Source organism: Sedimentibacter sp. B4, assembly GCF_000309315.1.
Lineage (GTDB): Bacteria > Bacillota > Clostridia > Tissierellales > Sedimentibacteraceae > Sedimentibacter > Sedimentibacter saalensis.
The window spans coordinates 191,187-212,232 of sequence record NZ_CANG01000038.1 but is presented as its reverse complement, the minus strand read 5'-3'; the positions used below and the strand labels follow the sequence as shown (position 1 = coordinate 212,232).

General features: G+C 33.5%; 18 protein-coding genes, 1 tRNA gene and 1 riboswitch. Of the genes, 14 read left to right on the top strand and 5 right to left on the bottom strand.

The features are described 5' to 3' along the window. Positions 1 to 4 precede the first annotated feature (4 nt). Positions 5 to 799: an electron transfer flavoprotein subunit beta/FixA family protein gene (locus tag BN358_RS08115; protein ID WP_019228732.1), complete on the bottom strand. Its 795-nt coding sequence runs from the start codon at positions 797 to 799 to the stop codon at positions 5 to 7. A 211-nt stretch (positions 800 to 1,010) separates the two neighbouring features. Here BN358_RS08115 and BN358_RS08110 point away from each other — a divergent pair, with 211 nt between their 5' ends. Then, positions 1,011 to 1,709 (top strand): FadR/GntR family transcriptional regulator, encoded by a 699-nt coding sequence (locus tag BN358_RS08110; RefSeq protein ID WP_019228731.1) that lies wholly within the window; start codon positions 1,011 to 1,013, stop codon positions 1,707 to 1,709. Positions 1,710 to 1,750: 41 nt separating this feature from the next. Here BN358_RS08110 and BN358_RS08105 read toward each other — a convergent pair whose 3' ends face one another. The 3 genes from BN358_RS08105 to BN358_RS08095 all read right to left on the bottom strand — a co-directional run bounded on the left by BN358_RS08105 (position 1,751) and on the right by BN358_RS08095 (position 6,234). Beyond that, positions 1,751 to 3,112 (bottom strand): YjiH family protein, encoded by a 1,362-nt coding sequence (locus tag BN358_RS08105; RefSeq protein WP_019228730.1) that lies wholly within the window; start codon positions 3,110 to 3,112, stop codon positions 1,751 to 1,753. A gap of 11 nt (positions 3,113 to 3,123) precedes the next feature. Then, positions 3,124 to 4,287 (bottom strand): pyridoxal phosphate-dependent aminotransferase, encoded by a 1,164-nt coding sequence (locus BN358_RS08100; RefSeq protein WP_019228729.1) that lies wholly within the window; start codon positions 4,285 to 4,287, stop codon positions 3,124 to 3,126. 153 nt (positions 4,288 to 4,440) lie between these two features. Then, complete coding sequence (locus BN358_RS08095) at positions 4,441 to 6,234, bottom strand: DUF4153 domain-containing protein (RefSeq protein ID WP_019228728.1); 1,794 nt, start codon at positions 6,232 to 6,234, stop codon at positions 4,441 to 4,443. Positions 6,235 to 6,405: 171 nt separating this feature from the next. Between BN358_RS08095 and BN358_RS08090 the strand changes: the two genes are divergently transcribed. Further along, positions 6,406 to 7,719 carry an HD domain-containing phosphohydrolase gene (locus BN358_RS08090; protein WP_019228727.1) on the top strand — a complete coding sequence of 438 codons (1,314 nt, stop codon included), beginning with the start codon at positions 6,406 to 6,408 and terminating at the stop codon, positions 7,717 to 7,719. A gap of 23 nt (positions 7,720 to 7,742) precedes the next feature. On the opposite strand, the gene BN358_RS08085 is transcribed toward BN358_RS08090, so the two are convergent. Then, positions 7,743 to 8,300, bottom strand: coding sequence for an NADPH-dependent FMN reductase (locus BN358_RS08085; RefSeq protein ID WP_019228726.1), 558 nt, complete (start codon positions 8,298 to 8,300; stop codon positions 7,743 to 7,745). A 174-nt stretch (positions 8,301 to 8,474) separates the two neighbouring features. Here BN358_RS08085 and BN358_RS08080 point away from each other — a divergent pair, with 174 nt between their 5' ends. From BN358_RS08080 to BN358_RS22815, 12 genes are all read left to right on the top strand, one after another. Then, on the top strand, positions 8,475 to 9,347 hold the full coding sequence (locus BN358_RS08080) for a DegV family protein (RefSeq protein ID WP_019228725.1): 873 nt from the start codon (positions 8,475 to 8,477) through the stop codon (positions 9,345 to 9,347). Positions 9,348 to 9,509: 162 nt separating this feature from the next. Beyond that, positions 9,510 to 9,599: transfer RNA gene (locus tag BN358_RS08075), tRNA-Ser, on the top strand. A 224-nt stretch (positions 9,600 to 9,823) separates the two neighbouring features. Then, positions 9,824 to 9,907, top strand: a riboswitch (cyclic di-GMP riboswitch). Between the two features lie 64 nt (positions 9,908 to 9,971). Further along, the gene (locus BN358_RS08070; protein WP_019228724.1) at positions 9,972 to 11,666 is read left to right on the top strand and encodes a sensor histidine kinase; all 1,695 of its coding nucleotides are present in this window, start codon (positions 9,972 to 9,974) and stop codon (positions 11,664 to 11,666) included. Then, positions 11,663 to 12,298, top strand: coding sequence for a response regulator transcription factor (locus BN358_RS08065; protein WP_019228723.1), 636 nt, complete (start codon positions 11,663 to 11,665; stop codon positions 12,296 to 12,298). The genes BN358_RS08070 and BN358_RS08065 overlap by 4 nt, the downstream gene beginning before the upstream one ends. Before the next feature lie 48 nt (positions 12,299 to 12,346). Further along, complete coding sequence (locus tag BN358_RS08060) at positions 12,347 to 12,865, top strand: hypothetical protein (RefSeq protein ID WP_019228722.1); 519 nt, start codon at positions 12,347 to 12,349, stop codon at positions 12,863 to 12,865. Between the two features lie 19 nt (positions 12,866 to 12,884). Beyond that, entirely contained in the window at positions 12,885 to 13,349 is a 465-nt protein-coding gene (locus tag BN358_RS08055) for a hypothetical protein (RefSeq protein WP_019228721.1), read from the top strand. A 47-nt stretch (positions 13,350 to 13,396) separates the two neighbouring features. Further along, positions 13,397 to 14,611 carry a signal peptidase I gene (locus BN358_RS08050; protein WP_019228720.1) on the top strand — a complete coding sequence of 405 codons (1,215 nt, stop codon included), beginning with the start codon at positions 13,397 to 13,399 and terminating at the stop codon, positions 14,609 to 14,611. Positions 14,612 to 14,766: 155 nt separating this feature from the next. Then, entirely contained in the window at positions 14,767 to 15,534 is a 768-nt protein-coding gene (locus BN358_RS08045) for a hypothetical protein (protein ID WP_019228719.1), read from the top strand. Positions 15,535 to 15,637: 103 nt separating this feature from the next. Further along, positions 15,638 to 16,756: a DUF5305 domain-containing protein gene (locus tag BN358_RS08040; protein ID WP_019228718.1), complete on the top strand. Its 1,119-nt coding sequence runs from the start codon at positions 15,638 to 15,640 to the stop codon at positions 16,754 to 16,756. A gap of 39 nt (positions 16,757 to 16,795) precedes the next feature. Further along, on the top strand, positions 16,796 to 18,154 hold the full coding sequence (locus BN358_RS08035) for an S-layer homology domain-containing protein (protein WP_019228717.1): 1,359 nt from the start codon (positions 16,796 to 16,798) through the stop codon (positions 18,152 to 18,154). Positions 18,155 to 18,394: 240 nt separating this feature from the next. Next, a complete protein-coding gene (locus tag BN358_RS08030; protein ID WP_019228716.1) occupies positions 18,395 to 18,910 on the top strand; it encodes a hypothetical protein in 516 nt (171 codons plus the stop codon). Positions 18,911 to 19,094: 184 nt separating this feature from the next. Further along, on the top strand, positions 19,095 to 20,987 hold the full coding sequence (locus BN358_RS22815) for a PAS domain-containing sensor histidine kinase (protein WP_019228715.1): 1,893 nt from the start codon (positions 19,095 to 19,097) through the stop codon (positions 20,985 to 20,987). The last annotated feature ends 59 nt before the right edge of the window (positions 20,988 to 21,046 follow it).

Below are 21,046 nucleotides of genomic sequence, written 5' to 3'. Positions count from 1 at the left end.
GGCGCTACCTCCTGGTTCCTTTTGTCTTGTTTTGAATTATTTCTTTAAATGTATTGTAATCGTTTCTTATAATTAAGCTTTCTCTTTTAATGGCCCTCGGAATTTCAATTTTTGAAACCTTTGTAGGAGAACCCTTGAAGCCTGTGGATTCTTCTGAAATATAATCTGACAAGTCTTCAAGCGATATTTTTTTTACATCAATTAACATGGACTTAAGCTTTCGGTTTACAGTAGGGAGTTTCGGAAAATTAATATTTTTAGTAACTCCTATGAGGGCAGGCATCTTCATTTTTCTTATTTGTTTGCTGCCGCAAATTTCTTCTGTTTCCACTGTTATATGTTCATTATTAGTTTCAATTATTTTATCAACATAGTAAGCATGTGGAATGTCTAAAAATTCAGCAACTTCAGCTCCGACCTGAGCAGTGTCGCCGTCAACGGATTTTTCACCGCATACTATTAAATCGAAGTTTCCAAGATACTTAACAGCAGATGACAATGTCATTGCTGTGGCGCAGGTGTCAGCGCCTCCGAATTTTTTGTCTGTTAAAAGAATTCCTTCATCAGCTCCACGGGCATAAGCATCTCTTAAGGATTTTTCTGCTTTTGGTGGTCCCATGGTTAATACAGATACTGTTGCACCAAATTGGTTTTTTATGTTTACTGCTGTTTGAAGGGCGTTAATATCAAATGGATTGATTTCAGATTCAGCTGATGATCTGTCAACAACGCCTCTTTCGCAGTCAAATTTCACTTTAGTCATATCAGGTACTTCTTTGACAAGCACAAGTATATTCATTTTTAACTCCTAGTGGTTAAAGTATTTTACTTTTAATGGATTTGTGGTCTTACCACTATTATAATATATCATCATAGAAATTTCAAGCATTATTTATAAAATATTATGTAGATGAATATTTAAAACTATTGTTAAATTATTGCAACAATTTATTGAAATATTTATTCAAATGGTATAAAATTGTAAGTATTATAACATATAAGGAGCAACCATGTTCGAAACAATTGAAAATAAAAAAATATCCCAAATGGTAATAGAACAGATACAGGGTATGATCATGAGAGGCGAACTTAAAAATGGCGACAAGCTTCCTCCTGAAAGAGAACTCACCCAAACCTTAAATATCGGACGCCCTGCATTGAGAGAAGCATTAAAGGCCCTGGAAGTAATTGGTGTTATTGAAAGCCGTCACGGACAGGGAAATTTCGTTGTAAATAACACAGAAAACAGTGTGTTTAAACCGCTTTCTCTATCTTTCAAGCTTTCCAACGGAAATATTGAAGAAATTCTGGAGCTGAGGCGCTTAATTGAAGACTACACAGTGAAGCAGGCAGCTATTCTGGCTGATAAAAAAGACATAGTGATACTTCAGGAAATACACAATGCTATGGTAAATGCAGATACTACAGAGCAAAAGTCGCAGTACGATAAGCAGTTTCATTATGAAATTGCTAGAATCAGCAAAAACATATTGATAAACAGCTTGCTTGAAAGTACGTCATATCTTTTTGACAGTTTTATCAACAAGACTGTTAGAATGGCTTTTTTCGGCGAAGATTCAATAGACAAAATTTATGAAGAACACCTTCGTATAATTGAGGCTATTGAAAAACACGATGCCAAAGAGGCTGCCAGAAGGATGCATATTCATATGAACAACATAGATGTGTATTTGCTCAATGAACAATAATTAAATCAAAAGGTGGTTTCCGGTATGGAAACCACCTTCTATTATGCTATGCCGAATATGTTTGTGAGAAGAACTATAATAGGAAGGGCTATTATTGTTTTTTCAAGGAATAAAGCAAGCACTCCTTTGAAATCAACAGGCATTTTTGATGTAATTATAAGAGTTCCCACTTCTGTCATGTAAATTATTTGAACCAGTGACAATATTCCTATTATAAACCTTGTTTTTAAGGACACGATGTTTGCAGCAAGGACAGCAGGAAGGAACATATCTACAAATCCTACGATGGTTGCAGGAGCTGCAGCAAATGCTTCTTCTACACCAAGCATCTGCAGGTAGTATCCAAATGGTACTGAGAGCCATTGAAATATGGGTGTGTAAGTAGCAAGTATGCAGGCGATGGTTCCAAAGGACATTACAAGAGGAGTGAGCTGGAATACAATGCCCATAAACATTTCAAATCCTTTGTTTAAAACACCCTTGGCATCTGGTGCTGTTGCGGCTCTTTCCACAGCAAGTTTCAGAGCCCATTGGGATTTTGTTATTCCTTGCGGTTCAACTTCATTTACCTGCTTACCTACAGGAGCATAATATTCATTGGGATACTTGCTCAAAGGCGGAATTCTTGTCATTATTACTACGCTCAGTATTCCTGTTATTGTGAGTATTGCATAAAATGGAATGAACAGGTGTTCAACTTTTAAAAGTGCAGCAATAACAAGGCAGAAGGGAAGAGATACTGCAGAAAAACATGTGGCAATTGTAATGGCTTCTCTTGCTGTATAGTAACCCTGTTCGTACTGTGTTGTTGTAAGAACGACTCCAACGTTACAGTTTCCAACCCAGGATGCAAGAAGGTCAATTGCAGATCTGCCAGGAAGTTTGAAAAGAGGCTGAGTAAAATTTCTGACCAATGTTCCTGTGTAGTCCATAATGCCGAAGTCCATCAAGAGAGGAATCAGAAATGATGCTGCAAAAAACCATGCAACCAGGGTTTTTAAAAGTGACAGCATTGTTCCGCCTGTGTCGCCGGAAATCACGTACTCAGGTCCTACGTTAAAATAAACCATCAAGACTACCACAGCACCTATTATTTTAAAAAGCAGATAAAATGGGCTGGAGGTAAAAAGTTTTGATAAAAGCTTGTTGTCAATAATTGCCTTAGGCTTAAGTAACGAAGTAATTGCTGTCATTATTGCAGATATCAGAATAAATATTGTTATTAAAGTTGGAGCTGCAGGAGCTATTAAGGCTGCCAGCCATTCGGATAAAATTCCTATTGGTATGTTTACGGAACCATTCCATGGCAGGGGGAAAAGAAATATAAAAACTCCAAGTGCTGATGGTATTGCAAATTTCATTATGCTTTTAGAATCTATTTTTGTTGTATTGTCATTGTTCATGATGTTCTCCTTTAATTTTTAAAAATATCCATTTTTTCAATTCTGTCAAAAGCTTCCTTAAGCTTTTCAACACCAACTGTGCAGGCAAGTCTCAAATATCCTTCGCCGCAGTCTCCAAATGCAATTCCCGGGATTGTCAGAACGTGAGCTTCCTTTAGTATTGCATCGCTTGCTTCTATTGAACTCAATCCTGTTTTTTTGATGTTCACAAACAGATAAAATGTTCCCTTGGGGCTTATGACAGACATGTTTGGTATGTGGTTGATTCTGTCTGCTGCATAAAATACGCGGTCCTTGTATTCTTTTATGATTTCAGGCTGTATTTCTTTTCTGTTTCTCAAGGCATGAATGGCTCCTCTTTGAGAAATGGAAGGGGAAGTAAACACAAGATTTTCATTTATCTGCTGAATTACATTGATTATGTAGACAGGTGCAATTATGTTTCCTATACGCCATCCGGTCATGGTGAAGTTCTTGGAGAAACTGTTTATTATTATTGTTCTTTCCTTCATGCCTTCAATAGATGCAATAGGAATGAATGGTTCGTTGAAGCTGAAAGAAGTATAAATATCATCGGAAATAACAATGAGGTCATACTTCACTGCAATGTCCCTGATGCTTTCAAGTGTTTGTCTTGACAGGATGTTGCCTGTGGGATTGCATGGTGAATTTATTATTATTGCTTTTGTTCTTTCATTGATTAATTTTTCAAGTTTATCAAAGCTTATTTGAAAGTCCTCTTCTTCATAGGTGGAAAGCTCCACGGGTATTCCTCTTGCCAGTTCAACCTGCTGATAGTAAGGGGTGAAGTATGGTGCCTGCAATATGACCTCATCGCCATCATCGAGAATTGCTTCAAGAACCAAGTACATTGCCAGACATCCGCTTGTTGTTACAAATATTTCTTTATCATGGACGTCCAGTGCATATTCTTCTTTGTAGAATTTGGCTATTTCGCATCTAAGCTCAGGGTCACCTCTAAAATCCGTATACTTTGTGTGTCCCTGTCTTGCATCCTTAAATGCGTTATCAATTATGATGTTGTGAGTAATCAAATCAGGATCACCAAGACTTAAATTGATTACATCATCGAAATTTTTAGCAAGTTCATCCACCTGGCCCATAGGGGTGGAGTTATTTTTCCAGTATCTTTTTGATATAAATTTATTTTTCATTATACCTCCGTAAGGTTATATTAAGGTAAGACCTCTAATGTATAACTATTATAACATACCTTTATAAATACACAACAATTTTTTTAAAAATTAAATGTTTTTGAATACAAAAAGCACATCGGAATATTTCTGATGTGCTTTTATGTTAAATTACTAAGGTATAGCTACAAATACGAAGATATTTCCATTAATGTTCATGTTGTCAGCTGTCAAGTCAACATTGATTTCATTTATTATTACCTTCATTATCATTGCTTTTGTTGCTCTGTTGACTGTTAAAACTTCGGGTACCATGACTGCTTTCGAATCGCCTGCAAATTCTAAAAGACCGTCAATCAACTGCTTCAGTGGAACTTCAACTAAAGTTGCATTATTTTCATCAGATGCATAAATAATCAATTCATTATCTATAAACTTTTGGTTTATGGTATAATTTTTACCGTCGAGATTTATGTCTCCGATTTTTACTTTTTCACTAGCGCTTGTGAAGATGTTCGCTTTGATAAATTTATCATATCCTTCAATATCCATCTGTTTGCTGACGTCAAGCATGGCGTACATGAATCGAGGTTCTTCCTCAGGCAAATAGATTCCATACTGAGGGTTGAAACCGTAAATTTTGTCGAAGTTCCCGTAATAGCTGTTTTCTTTTGCATACTTTTCAGGGAAAAATTCAACGTCATCAAGATATCCCATCCTGAACATATAATCTGTGATGCTGGTGATTTCATGTCTGTCCTGTACAGTAAGATCTGACTTTGGAATTATTTCATTGTTCTTCAGCATTTCATTCCTTGCAAGAATTTCCTCAAGCCTGGATTTTTGAGAGTTCATGGAAACAGTGAACGCATCCACGGGAGGAATGATGGATATGACTGCAAAACAAGCTGCAAGAAGAACAATCGCTCCAGGATTTTTATTTTTTCTTAAAATTAACATCAGCGCTCCTGTTATGGAAAATATTCCAAAGAGCACAACATAGTACCTTGATTCTGTTATTCCATATGCTTCAATTCGTATATATGAAGAAACAAGCTGCATTGCCACCAGTGGAATCAGCACATAGGGAAACACTTTTCTGAACATGACTGCAAGACGGTTTGTAAGATTTGATCCAAGTATATAAATAACGTAGACTGCTGCTGAATAACCAAGCACCATTGGTCCCACCTGACCTACCGGCCACACTCTTGTTGATAGAATCTTGATGAAGTATATTATCAGCACTATTGAAAATATTGAGATCAGAGGAATTGTAATATATGAAACCAATATTTCCAAAACTCTTGGATACGTGTATGCAATTTCGCTTTTCTTTATGTCTTCTTCTTCCTGAGAATTAAATTTTGGAAGCAGAGACAAATAGTAAACAGGAAGAAAAAATGTAAATACTATGTTTGCACTGTGGGCATATGCTTTGTAGTCCAGGTTGAACAAGAGAAGATCTATTGCTGAAATAATTGCAGCTATGCCTAAGAACATCACACCACTGTAAAGAACTGAAATAAATGCTGATTTGAAATGAGCCAAAAAAACATTTCCGAAATTCATCTTATTTTTTGATGATGGAATGTAAAGTGTTGCTGCAAATACAGCAAAGACAATTACAAACAAGTGCACAACCATTGACTGCGATGTACTTCCATTAGTCATGAACAAGTAATAAGCTGCTGCAGAAACAAATGAAAGTATATTTAACATGAGAGAATATTTTCTTAAATTGTTGAAGCGTTCAACTGCAAACTGCAGCCCAATGGACAAAAATGCTCCGAAAATACAGGAAAAAGCAATTCTTGCAAGAATGTTGTCATCAAAGTGGTTGCCTTGTATTTCGGTGAAAACTATTGATGTTATTGTGACTAAAAACAATATAGCTGCAGGGAACCTGGCCACAGTCGATTTTAAATTTGCCGAAGTTGTGTTTATAAAATTCTTTATTTTGCTCATATAATCACCTTGTACAAAGAATTTTGCACATTCCTTTCATTTGTCTAGACGTAAGTTATTCTAAATTGTTCCCAATTAATTGTTCTAAACATATTTTTTAGTTATGTGATAAAATTTATCTTTTGAGTGCCGATATCTAATATAGGTTTAAAATAAAAAAGGACAAAAGTTATGAATAAAACAGAAAACGGTTTGCACAAGTATATAACAGAACCCATAAATCATTTGATAAATAATGTGTTAAATATTGAAAAACAAAACAATGGAATTTCACATAATGTTAAAAAGGAACTTAATCCGGTTATAAGGGAATTAGAATCAAACATCAGCAAATTAGACAAGCTGGTGGTTCTCATAGAAAACATGAACAGAAAAATTTCTTTTGAAGGAATTCTTGAATATATCTACATGAATTTTACTGAATTCATTCCATATTCCCACATTGGAATTGCCCTTCTGAAAGAAGAAGGCAAATCGCTTGAAGCTTCCTACGGTATTTCAGCACCATTTTTAAGCGATCTTCCCAAAAGGATGATGGGAATAAAGGCAGAAATAAGCAGCACAAGCCTTGAAAATATAGTTAAAAACGGTACACCGAGAGTAATTAACGACCTTAAGACCTATACAACACACAAAAACACAGAATACAACAAGATATTGCTTGAAGCAGGAATTAAATCGTCAATAACACTTCCTCTTAAAATAAATGATAAACCCATAGGAATAATATTTTTTTCAAGCACAGAAAAAAATATATACAAGGAAGAACACATTGTATTTCTTGAAACGCTTTCAAGCAGCATTGCATTAAGTCTGAACAAAAATATTTTCATAGATGAAATGCTTTACAGTACACTTCTTGCACTTACAAAAATGGCTGAAGCAAGAGATGAGGATACAGGTGATCATCTTGACAGGATGACGGCCTATGCTGTTAAGATATCTGAATTTTTAATGGAAGACAGACGTTTTGAAGATATTATCGACGTGTCATTTTTAAAGAATATTGAGCGATTCAGCCCAATGCATGATATAGGAAAAGTTGGAGTGAAGGATGGAATTTTGCTAAAGCCCGGAAGACTTACAGCTGAAGAATATGATGAAATGAAAAGACATGTTGCTTATGGTGTCGAGGTTTTAAGAAGTGCAGAAAGCAACATTGCTAAATTAAGTTACAGCATGTTTCAGATGGGTATAGAGATTGTGGAAGGACATCACGAAAAATGGAATGGAACAGGGTATCCTGGACACAAATCAGGAAGAGACATTCCATTAAGCGCAAGAATTGTTGCAGTTGCAGATGTATTTGATGCTCTCACAAGCAAGCGTCCATACAAGAAGCAATTTTCTTTTGATGAAAGTTTCAACTATATGGTAGATGAAAGAGGAAGTCATTTTGATCCGGAAATCATTGATTCTTTCATACGTCACAAGACAGAATTTTACGATTTATACATGAGTTTTGAAAGCAACAGGCAAGCTTGAACTAAGCTTGCCTGATTTATATTTTATTTTCTTAAAGTTTTTAAAGCACCGCTCCAGGCTATTACCTGGTTTAAAACATCATTGACTGAAGTTTCATGGCGTGGATCCGGTTTAAACACGCTCATGTTTTCAAAGTCTGTGAACAATGAAAGCATTACCTGGGCTCTTACATCTGCCATTTGAAGTTCAGCTGCAACCTGCCTTAAATGTTCGGCTGCTCTGGCACCTCCTGCACTTCCGTAGCTGACTATTCCGCAGGCTTTGTTGTTCCATTCAACTGACAAAAAGTCTATTGCATTTTTCAATGCCCCTGGAATGCTGTGGTTGTATTCAGCAGTAACAAACACAAAACCATCAAATTCCTTGATTTTTGCAGACCATTTTTTTGTGTGGTCCTTTGTATACTGCTGCATCATTGCAGGATATGGCTCGTCATAAAGCGGAAGATCATAATCCTTTATATCCACCAGTTCAAACTGAGCATCCTCACGTTTCTTTGCTATATCATAAACCCACTTTGCAACAGCTTCACCGTTGCGTCCAGGTTTTGTGCTTCCTAAAATTATACCTATTTTATTCATTTATTCCTCCTGAATTATATATGTTATCTTATTTAAGTTTTATACTACTTATGTTGTATAGATACCCTGAAATAACAAGAACGAAACATTAATTTTTATCTGTTGAAAATAATATTACAATATGCTAATATTATCCTGATACTTAAAATGCGAATACAGAAGGGGAATATAAACATGAGAAATTATGTAATTTTTACAGAATCAACTGCAGACCTTCCGATTGATATAATTGAAGAACTAGACATTAAGGTTATACCCATGGTTTTTGGTTTTGAAAATGAAAGTTATGTGGATTATCCTGACCACAGGGAGCTGGATATAAAGGTTTTTTATGAAAGACTGAAAAATGGAGAGCGTTCAACAACAGCTCTTGTGAATTCAAAAACATTTGAAGAGCATTTTTCACCTGAACTGGAAAAAGGAAATGACATATTGTACCTTGGTTTTTCATCAGGACTAAGCGGCACTTACCAGGCATCTCTCATTGCTTCCGAAGAACTTAAAGAAAAATATCCTGAATCAGTTATAAAATGTGTAGACACCAAAAGCGCCAACATAGGACAAGGGCTGTTGGTATATTCTGCTGCAAAATTGAAAAGAGACGGATATTCACTGGATCAGGTTCATGATTGGGTAATTGAAAATATTCCGCACACATGCCACTGGTTCACTGTTGATGATCTTAACCACTTAAAAAGAGGTGGAAGAATCAGCGCTGTAAAAGCAACCATAGGAACTGCATTGAATGTGAAGCCAATTCTTCACGTGGACGATGACGGAATGCTTATGGCTGTTGACAATGTAAGGGGAAGAAAAAAATCTCTGGGAGCACTTCTTGACAAAATGACAGAAACATGCGTGAACCCGGAAGGACAGACCATTTTCATCGGCCACTGCGACTGTCTGGAAGATGCAGAATATCTGGCTAAAATGGTCAGAGAAAATTTCAGTGTAAAAGAAATAATTATCAACGACATAGGTCCCATAATTGGTTCGCACCTGGGCCAGGGTGGAATAACTTTGTTCTTCTTCGGAACAAAGAGATAAGCATAGGAAGTAAATCGAGAGAGCTATGGCTCTCTCAGACTTTTGACAAACCATTATGCTGTCATACTAACGACAGTGAAGGATCTCATCTTGTTTACCTTAAAAAACCATTGACATATGGCAATGGTTTAGGATATAATTACTTTTGCTGAAAGGCACTGTGGAGAGATGTCCGAGTGGTTTAAGGAGCACGCCTGGAAAGCGTGTATACGGGAAACTGTATCGGGGGTTCGAATCCCCCTTTCTCCGCCAAAATGAAATTAAATAATATAATGTAAAATACCCGCAATCCTTTAGGAGGCGGGTTTTTGTTTTTAGGAAATATTGTTGTAAAAGCTTTATTCTTTAGATGTATTTCGACAAAATGTTGTAAAAGAAGCTAAAATTATACCCCAATTATTTTTTAAAATTTAATAAGTTGAACTTAAATAACATATTACGACAATTTGTAAATATCACAGTTGCTATAATAAAAAATATTATTGCGATGCTGTGATGTATGTTCTAAAACTGGGCACCTGGGACATATGGAGCAAGTGGTGCAACCGGCCAACTAATTTAGTTGGTTTTATTATGTTCAAAATAAATCAGCAAAGAATAAATATCTTTTATAAGGTGATTGTATTGAATACAAAATTATTAAAAAATAGTTTAACTTTTTTTAAGGATAAGTCAGATGAATCAAAGATATTGGTTTCTTATAGATTTATATCGTTTATTATAACATCTGTTTTTTATTTTTTAAATAATCAAGGACATGACTTTATAAGAAAAATTGTCATTATTGGGTGTATTTTTGTTTCATCGGTGATTTTATCTTACTTGTACCCAATATACGAAAAGTCGCAAAAAAGCATTAAAATTTTACTTGTTATTGAAATTGTGGGAAATACATTGCTTTTGGTGCCGACGGGTGGAATTAACAGCCCATTCATTTGGTATAGTTTAAATACAATTTTAATAAGCGTTGTATTTTTGAAAAAGGGTTTTGGCTGGGTGATTTTTTTAATATACCTTTTATGTTATGGAATAATTATGAAATATTTTACAAATAATAGCACATACGTTCCGGAATCTATAATTAAAGACTCCAATCTTTTATTAAGTTTTATTATGATAGTTGTTGCTTTTCAAGTTATAGTAATTTCCATTAATAAGACTAAAGAAACAAGCAAAAATCTTGAAGAAACTAATATTCAGCTAAAAATAGCAAATGTCAGGATACTTGAATCCCTAGATCATATTAAGGAATTATATCAATCAGTAAGTATTTTAGCTAATCAAGGAAATAGAGAAGGAATAATAAAACTTTCATTTGATCACATTAAAAGAATTACTAAAACAAATGTTGTTTTTTACTATGACATAACAGCTGAATATAGCAAAATACTTTCATCTGATGAGAATTACCATAATTTACGCTCAATTGAAGAACATATATTAAAAGACATGGACAATATTGAATTTAATGTTCCATATGAGTTATGTCTGTGTGATGCTAATTTTTTAATTATGCATGTTGGAAACAACTATTCAACATATGGTTTGCTAGGGATGGAAATTACAACAAATCAAGAAAGTATAATTTATGAAAACAGTGCTTATCAGCTGCAATTTTTATCTGAACTTCTGTCTAATGCATTTGAACGATTAACTTTAGAAGAAGTTAATGAAAGATTGCTTATTTCAGAAGAACAAAATAGAATAGCCAATGAGATACATGACAGCGTGTTACAAAGACTCTTCAGTTTATCCTGTGGAATGTTTTCAACAATAAAAAATTTAAATTCTTGTAAAATAAAAGATATTGAAGAAGATTTAAATGTTTACAGAAATACTATTGATTTAACAATGAAAGAACTTAGAGATAAAATATATGGTCTTAGCTGGAAGAAGACGGGAAGCAGCAGTTTTAGTGCAGACATAAAAAGATATGTTGATGACATAAAAAAATTTAATAATGTCACTATTCCATTCAGCATTTATGGAAGTTTGGAAATTCTTACAACAGAACAAAAGAAAGCACTATATAGAATGATATGTGAAGGATTAGGAAATGCAGTTCGACATGGAAAAGCAAGAAATATTGAAATTATATTGGATATTTCTGCTGAAAGAACACTTCTCAGCATAATTGATGACGGAGTAGGTTTCGATACAAAAGAGATGATACCGAGTTCAACAAGTGGATTAGGCTTACAAAATCTTCATCAGTTATCGAAAATTTTACATGGAGAAATAAATATTGAAAGTATGAATGGAACTAAATTGACAATTACATTTCCTAATATGCTATTGAAAGGAGAAGCTGCAATATGAACGTACTGGTTGTAGATGATCATCCATTGGTGAGAAAAGGAATTTCAACAACACTTTCTTGTGATGAAGATATTGATGTGGTAATGGAAGCCTCGTGCATAGATGAAGCACTTTCATTAATTAATTCTAAAAAACCAAATTTAGCTATAGTTGATTTAAATTTAGGCAAGGAAGATGGATTGGAAATAATTAAAAGATCTAAAGTTAAGGGAACAACTACTAAATTTTTAATATTTACTTCATCTGTAAAAAAAGAAGATTTCATCAGGTCAGAAGAAGAAGGTGTAGATGGTTACATATTAAAGGATGCTTTTTCTGAAGATATACTGTATGCAATACATATTGTTCTTAGAGGGAGGAAGTTCATTGATCCGGAAATTACGAAATATCAGGTGGAAAGTACATTATCTAACTGTTTTACAGAATTGACGCCCAGAGAATATGATGTGTTAGTTGAAATTGGCAAAGGATTAAGCAATGGAGAAATAGCAAATAAGTTATTTATATCTGAACACACAGTAAAAAAACATGTTAGCAGTATATTATTAAAACTTCAATTGAGTCATAGAACACAAGCAGCACTGCTAGTAAATCAAGCAGTCAATCTATATGGGGGTATGGTGAATGCGTAAAATAAAATTGCTAAGAAAAAATTTATTTTTATATGTATTATTTTCTCAATGAGCATAATAGGGGTTGGTTATGCTGCTTGGAATGATGATACAACAATTAATTTATCTTATAAAACAGGCTTTATTGATCCGATTTTCATAATTGATAGTTCTGAATATATTCATACTGTAAAGGATGGAGCATTATCATTAACCCCATCTCAGGATGGCAATACATTGATTGTCAAAGGTGAAGTTTATCCTGATTTTAATGAGAATATATTGGTTAAGATAATGGATAATGGCACAATACCAACTGTTTTTAATGAATTATTTGAAGAAAACGGCAATGTTTCAGAATTAAATATCAATAAAAATGTCAATAAGAATACGGAATCTTTTACACTAAATATCAGTCCGAATAATGATGAAGAACTAATGCAGTTATATGAATCATTCTCCACCCTTGATGAAGAATCTTTAAGCCTGGAGCAACAAATAGAAATACTTAAGGAAAAAATAAATCTTTATAGCAAAGAAAGAAAATATGAATTTGAGTACAAACTAAGTTTCGAACAAGGTTTATAAATATGGTGATGGAGGATATATGAAAAGTAAGTTAATGATAATTTTTATTTCAATATTTATTTCTGTAACATTATTGACAGTTGGATATTGTTTTTGGGTAAAAGATTTACACATTATAGGCAGTATAAATGTAGTTCCGGATCCTGAAAAACTGGAAGCGATGAAAATGCAGCTTGAAGAATTGGAAAGTGAATTAGAATCACAAAAAGCTTTTGAAGAACAACAAAGAATACTTGAAGAGCAAAAATTACTTGAAGAGCAAAAATTACTTGAAGAGCAAAAATTACTTGAAGAACAAATGATTTTAAACCAAAATCAAAGTGCAGTTACAGAGCCAGAAGTTAATAATACGATTATTGATAATTTAAACAATGAAACAAAGGATTCTGGCAATGAACCTGAAGAAAAAGACATAGAAACAGAAAAATCAAGTGCTGCACCACAAGAGTCAAGCATTGAACCTGACAATAGCGCAAGCCAATGATAATTAACAGTTAAAAGTTATATTATATTATCAAAAAGAGGACGAGCATGTTATCTTCCAGCAAATATCTGCCTACAAGAAATTCAGTTTTAAATATTAGTTTTGTTATAGGAACAGTAATAATTATATATATGTTAGATAATTATTCGGCAAAATTAAGTATAGACCGTTCAATAGCTTCAAATATTATAGAGCCATTATTATGGGGTTGCATATCTGTTTATGTTTGGAGATTGCCAAGCATAAAATCAAAAGCAAAGTTAAGATATAAAAAATTCATTTATACTTGGTCATTTATTTTTGGAATTGCTTTTATTCTTATTAATTTATTTGCCGGTTTTTTTGATGGATTAGGGAAAAGTCCATATAATCGTAGTTTAGAGGGCATTCTTATTAATTTTATAACTGTTGGATCATGTTTGATCGGGAGAGAAATCATAAGAAGCTACTTGATTAACAGTGTTGTTAAGAAAGAAAATTTACTTATTTTTATTGTTGTTGCTTTTTGTATGACTGTTACAACCTTTTCAATAAATAAATATGTTGCACTGAATAATTTGGAAAGTGCCGTACTGTTTTTAGCAGAATATTTTGCGCCTGAATTTTCACATAATTTATTTGCTTCATACCTTGTTTATTTAGGAGGACCTGCTTCATCGATCATATACCTGGGCATTACTCAATTGTTTCATTGGCTGTCACCTGTGCTTCCAAATTTAAAATGGATTAACTCAGCACTAATAGGTATTATGTGCCCGGTTTTCTTTTTAATGTCATTGCAATCTTCCTATGGAAATCACTCTAAAGAAAAAAAGAAATATCATAATGAAGATGAAGATTTGTTCAGCTGGATTGTAACAAGTATTATTTCTATATTGATTATATGGTTTACTGTTGGAGTATTTCCGATTTATCCTTCAGTTATAATTACCGGAAGCATGGAACCACAAATAAAGCCTGGGGATATAATTTTGGTAAAAAAAATAACCTGCATGGAAGACATAGAAAAACTTTCAATAAATGATGTAATACAGTTTCAAAGAGATGGTGTCTTAATTTCTCACAGAATAATAGAAATTAAAAAAGATGATAAAGGACTTGTATATAAAACTAAGGGGGATAACAACTCAGGAGCTGATGTGGAATTAGTCCATCCTCAGGATATTAAGGGAACAATTAAATATACTGTTCCTAAAATCGGATGGCTGACTCTTTTGATAAAAAGTGACAATGAAATACCCATAGAAGAAATAGTATTTTAATGCTACTTAAGTAGTAGTCAATGGTAATAAAGAATTACAAACATGGTACTTAAATACAAACTAAAAGTATACCTTAGCGTGTAGTAAGAAATTATGCACAACTATATAATTTAGTTATAAACCGTATAGGTTACAAATTATAAGGAGAGTGCAAAATGAAAAAAACTAAATTAATTGCATTGACTATGGCAGTTGCAATAATGATGATGGGTGCAGGATATGCAATTTGGTCAGACCAGGTATTTTTGACAACAAAAGTAAGTACAGGTAACTTTGATATGACAATTGATAAAATTACTACCAGAACAGGTGATAATGAAAAGCAAAATGAACAACATGATCCTATGTGGCATTCATATGACTGGACAAATCTGGTTAGGGCAGAAAAACTCAATGCCAATGAAGCAATAGTAGAATTCAGTGACATGTATCCAGGCGGAGTAGTACAGGTTGATATGACTATGGTTAATAATGGATCCATTCCTGCAGTTTTAAAAGATGTAAAAGTTGAATACTTAAGCGGAAATCAAGAATTGTTCAATTTATTGAGAGCTCAGACTTCATGGAAAGCTGATATAGATGGAGACGGAGATCAAGATGATTGGGCACATGTTGAATGGAATAAGGATCCTTGGTATAAACTTCCTGCAGCTCTTAAGGCATTAGTAGCTAATACAAAATCTAACAATTTAGTAATTGAACCGAACGGATGGTTTGCTCTTGGAGATGGTACTGAAGATGGCTGTATAAAATTCAAATTAGACCCAAGTGCCGGAAATGAATTCCAAAAACAAGCAGTTAGATTCAAAATCACATTTGACTGGGAACAATGGGCTTCAGATCCTAATGCAAACGGCTATGATAATTATGGCGGAGACGGAGAAATTCCGGGTATTGTTGGTCAAGATGTTAAGCCTCAATAGAATATTGTAAACCAATTCATTTTTAATAAACCAAGGGGAGTATTTTCTCTCTCTCTCTTGGTTTTATACGTATTTTTATTTAAGGCCTGGGGGATGCAGAAATATGAAATTAAGACTCACTAAAAACACAAGAAAAACATTGATTTTTATATTCATAATAACAGCAATACTATTTTCATATTTCATTTGCAATGAAGTATACAATCCGGGTTTTCAAGAACAAAAGAATGCTTTGTATACATACATCAACAAAGGTGCTATTAATTACTCAGTGCATTTGAAGCCAAATAAACTATATAGTGAAGATATGTTAGAAGAAGGGAAGTTATATATTACAGAATTTGTTGATTATATAGATACAAAATTAAAGTATGAATTTGCAGGAGACATGGCTGATAATATAAAAGCAGATTATAGTATTATTGCTAAAGTACAAGGATTTGTGATTGAATCTGAGGAAATTAAAAATGTCTGGGAGAAGGATTTTACTATTGTACCAGGCAGGACAATTAACTCTTATGAAAATAAAATTTTAATAAATGAAAATGTAAAGCTTAATCTAAATGAATACAATTCATTTGTTAAGGAAATAAAAGAGACAACAAAAATCAACTGCCAGACTAACTTATCATTATTGATGAATGTTAATCTTTCAGGGTCCACTGATAAAGGCACTGTTGACGATTCCATAACAACGAGTTTGGTAATTCCTTTAGATGTTGCAATGTTCGAGATATCAGGAAATAATACAGTAGATAAACCCGGTACAATAGAAGAAACTGTTCAGGTTCAGCTGCCGGTAAATAAGAATTTAGTTATAATTTTTGGACTTATACTAGCTGCTTCATTAATTTCATTAATAGTATTAATATTTTTCACCAATATAGCACCTGATAAAGATGAACTTGAAAAAGAGTTAAATAAAATATTTAAAAAGCACGGAGACAGATTAGTTGCCTTATGCTCAGACATTGATTTAACAAACACAATAACAGTAAAGTCTATAGATGATTTAGTAAAGATAGCTGATGATGCAGGAAAGACTATTTTATATAAATATAGCCATAACTACAAGGAAATCAATAAATTCTATGTAACTGACAATGATGAAGTGTTTTTGCTGGTTTTAGAATACTCGCATGTTGAACATGACGAAGGTACTGAAATACAAATGGTTGAAAATATATCAGAACAAATTAAGACTGAATCACAGCTTAATTAATAATAATTATACCGTATCAAATCAAAGGGAGTGAATCAATTGAAATTCATAAATAAATTATTCATGACAATATTGAGAATTTGTGTAATTGTTTTAATAGGAGGAGTTGTAACCAGTAATATGATGGAAATCACTTATTCCGCAACTATACAAAACAATCCCAATGTTCTGATTACAATAAACAGCAATGGAAGTATTTCACAAAACGGAAATCTCTTTGATGGTCAATTGTATCCAAGTACATTAATTGATGCTGAAAATGGTGTTGGCGGAATAAATGGTGTCATCAGAATTCAAAATCAATTTAAAAATATAGATGTTGATAATCTGGCCATAGGTATTAATGATATGGTAATAGGCAATAATTATCCAAAAAACATAGTGTTAGCATCATTTTTACATAATGTTAAGTTGAAAATAGAAAAAGGTGTATTGTTTAACTTTAATAAAACAATAGTTGATTATACAAGTCTTAAAAATATTTTATACGAATCAGATAATTCTGAATATACGGGGTATTCCTTAGCTTCAAATGATAAGTTCAGTTTAAATAAAGGTGAAACTATTGATTTAAAATATTCACTCCATATGGACCTGGGCGCAGGAAATGAACTGCAATCAGTAACAGCATACATGCCAATATATATAAATTTAAAGGAATCATATAATGACCATGGAAATTATGATGACGATGAGGAGGAAGAAGTTGTAATAATTGAAGATTCTTTAGTGCCAATAGATAAATTAAATAAGATGGATCATTATCAATATATTCAAGGTTACCCTGACAATACAGTAAGACCTGAAGGATTAGTAACAAGAGAAGAAGTTGCAGCAGTATTTTACAGACTTCTTGATCCTGTGTATAGAATAAGCATATTATCAGAAAATGAAAGCTTTTCTGATGTAAGTCATGACAGATGGTCAATTAAGTATATTGCTTCTTTATGTAACGGAAAAATATTGGAAGGCTATCCGGATGGAAGTTTTAAACCCGGAAGCCCTATTACAAGAGCAGAACTATCTGCTGTAGCATCAAGATTTGATAAATTAAGCCCTTTGGAAGAAAACAGCTTCGCAGATACTAATGAACATTGGGCCATTGAATATATTAATTCGGCTGCAGCAAAGGGGTGGGTAAAGGGCTATCCTGATGGAAGCTTCAAGCCGGATCAGTTTATAACCAGAGCAGAATTTGTCACTCTTGTAAATAATGTTTTAAATAGAAATGTACACAAGGATAATATATTAGAAAACATAAAGGTATTTCCTGATTTAACTTCAGACTCATGGTATTATGAAGATATGGTTGAAGCAATAAACAGTCACATTTATTTAAGAGATGAAAATTCATCAGAAATATGGATTGAAATAATTTATCCAACATTGGATTTATAACAAATAAATGGTTCTTGATATAGTAAATTGCATTCATATGAACGATTTGCTATGTGAAAGGACCATTTTTAATTCAAGCAAATAAAGAACCTATGATTATAGATTTTGTTGACAATACGCTGCAGTCAAAATATAATGATACAATGGTTATGGTACTGTGAAGGGCAGTATTAATCATAAAATTGAAGATTTGTACATGCCTGAAAATTTTGAAGGCTTATTAATTATAAGAGGTGTCAAATGTCCGTTTATAAATCTAACTATTGTCCTCATTGCAATGAGATGATTGAAACAAAATTCAAGAAAAACACTATTAAGACCAACAGTAATAAAAATTTTGGGAATCCTCTAAGGGAATGTCCCTATTGCAAAAAAAGTTACTTGGATGACAGTGTCCAGGAACCTGCACTTTTGTCACCATCCAATCTTTTGTTTAAGGGGTTATCTTCTGCATTTTCAACTATAGCCTCTTCAGTGCTGTTATCAATTCTTCTAGGAAGCTATGCAGCCAGAATAATGTCTGGGAACATGAATATGGAGGTTGATGATGCTGCTGCCATCAAATTTATTGCTCCCTTGGCCATTGTAATCACTGCAGCTGCATTCAAAGTGATAAAACCAATGAATTTAAGAAGCGAAGTTGCGGAATCTTTAGAACGATTAAATAATCAGGAGTATATAAAAACATTGGTGCGACTAAACAAAGATATTGTTCAGCCAGGTTCGGCGTATGCTAAGATTAAGAGCAAAAAATAAACGGGCGGATAAAGATCCGCCCCTACGAATGGGAAATTAGGGTTGTCATTAGTCTGAGACAGTTATTCACTGTCTTTTTTTGTCGAAATTTGATAATAAATTATTAATTCACAAAGTCGAATTATAATATATAATATAATAGTTGGTCTAAAAACGACCCAATTCGGCAAGGGGAGATGCAATAATGAATTATGCAGTTAAAAGAAGAATTCAAAAACCATTTTTATGTTTTAATGATAATATTGCATCTGGAGTAAATCATGAATTTGAAAAGCTCACAGGTTATTCAAGAGGTGAACTTCTTGGAAAGACAGCATATGAAATTAATAAAATGCTGAGAACAGAATCGCAGGTCGCTTGCGGATATAAGTTATCTCGTAAAAGTCTGTTCATTTTTACAAAGGAGTTAGAACCCATTGAGGTTGTAGTAAGCAGGAAGTTACAAGAGGTTGACAATGAAAAAATTTATTATTTCCATAAAAAGAAAACCTCCGGTGTTTATGAAACACTGCCATATGTAATTTCAACTCTGAAGGATAATCAGTTAGGCGTTGTAGTGTACAGCGCTTATGACGGCATTGTACTTCAGGCCAATGAAAAGTTTTTGAACATTTTAAATGTTCCCTTCTGCAGCATAGGAGATTACATCGGAAAAGGGTTGAGGGAAATATCCGAAATGTTTGATGAAAGTAATTACCAGGAAATCTTTTTTTATGTTGTTAAAACAGGCATGCCTTTTTTTGCAAAAGAATTTAAGGCCTTTGAACAATCTGATGTCTACTGGAATGTTTCTTTGGTTCCTATTGCCATATCGGGTGAAGTGAAGTATGTGGTTTATACTGTTTCAGATGTGACGGAAGATGTTATCAGGAGAAAAATTGTAGAAGAACAAAAACAAAATCTTGAGGCAATAATTGAAAATATGTCGGATAGCTTGTTCATGGTGGATAAAGATTACGGAATTGAAGCACTTAACAGTGTTGCAAAGTGTTCATCATCAGATTATGATATCTTGGGATTGGCTGGACAATTGCTCATGTATGATTTTGAAGGAAATGATATTGCTTTTAACAATCATCCTGCCAATAGAATTTTAAATGGAGAAAAATTAAGCTGCTTCAGGTATTCATTACAAAAGCCACACTGCACATATTACTTGAGCCTCAGCGGAAGCCCTGTGTATCATGATGGCAGCATTACAAAGGCATTAATATGCATACGTGATATTACAGAGCAGGTGATAAAGGATAAGCTGATAAGTAAGCAGGAGGAGATGAAAACATCCCTTAAGGTTCAGGATGAGATATTTGCCAATGCATCTCATGAACTCAAGACCCCCCTGAGTGTGATTTATTCTGCTAATCAGATTATGGAAATGTATTTGAACAGCAGCTCATTTATAGACACGGATAAATTTACAACTTACAACAACATCATAAAACAAAATTGCTTTAGGCTCACAAGGCTCATAAACAACATAACTGATTTGACAAAATGCAGGTCCGGTTATCTGGACTTTATCATAAACAATGAAAATATAGTTGATATAGTAAAAAATATAACATTGACAGTTTCTGAACACTTTAAATCAAAAGGTATACGAATCGAGTTTAACACAGATGTTGAAGAAAAGACAATGGCGTGCGATGCTGATAAAATTGAGCGAATAGTGCTGAATTTGATTTCAAACTCAATTAAATTTTCAGAAAATAAAAGCACAATTGTTGTTAGCTTCCATGACAAAGGAGATGTTGTTGAAATAAAGGTAAGTGATGTTGGTATAGGGATTGACAACAAGCATATTGACTGCATATTTGAAAGATACTACCAGGCTGATAAATCCATTTCCAGGAAAGTTGAGGGAAGTGGCATCGGTCTGCCCCTTGTAAAGGAATTTGTGGAACTTCACAACGGGCATATATTTGTTGAAAGTGAATTAGGTAAAGGAAGCACATTTACTGTGGAACTTCCTGTTAAAATTGCAGAAAATGAAGTTGATCTTGTTTATTCTTCAGCAGTGAATAAAATTGACATGATTGAAATTGAATTTTCTGACATATATAGTTTGAATAATTGATATACTATTCTTCCAAATTAAAACATCAACGCTACCGGTCAGATTATTGGCGGGTATTT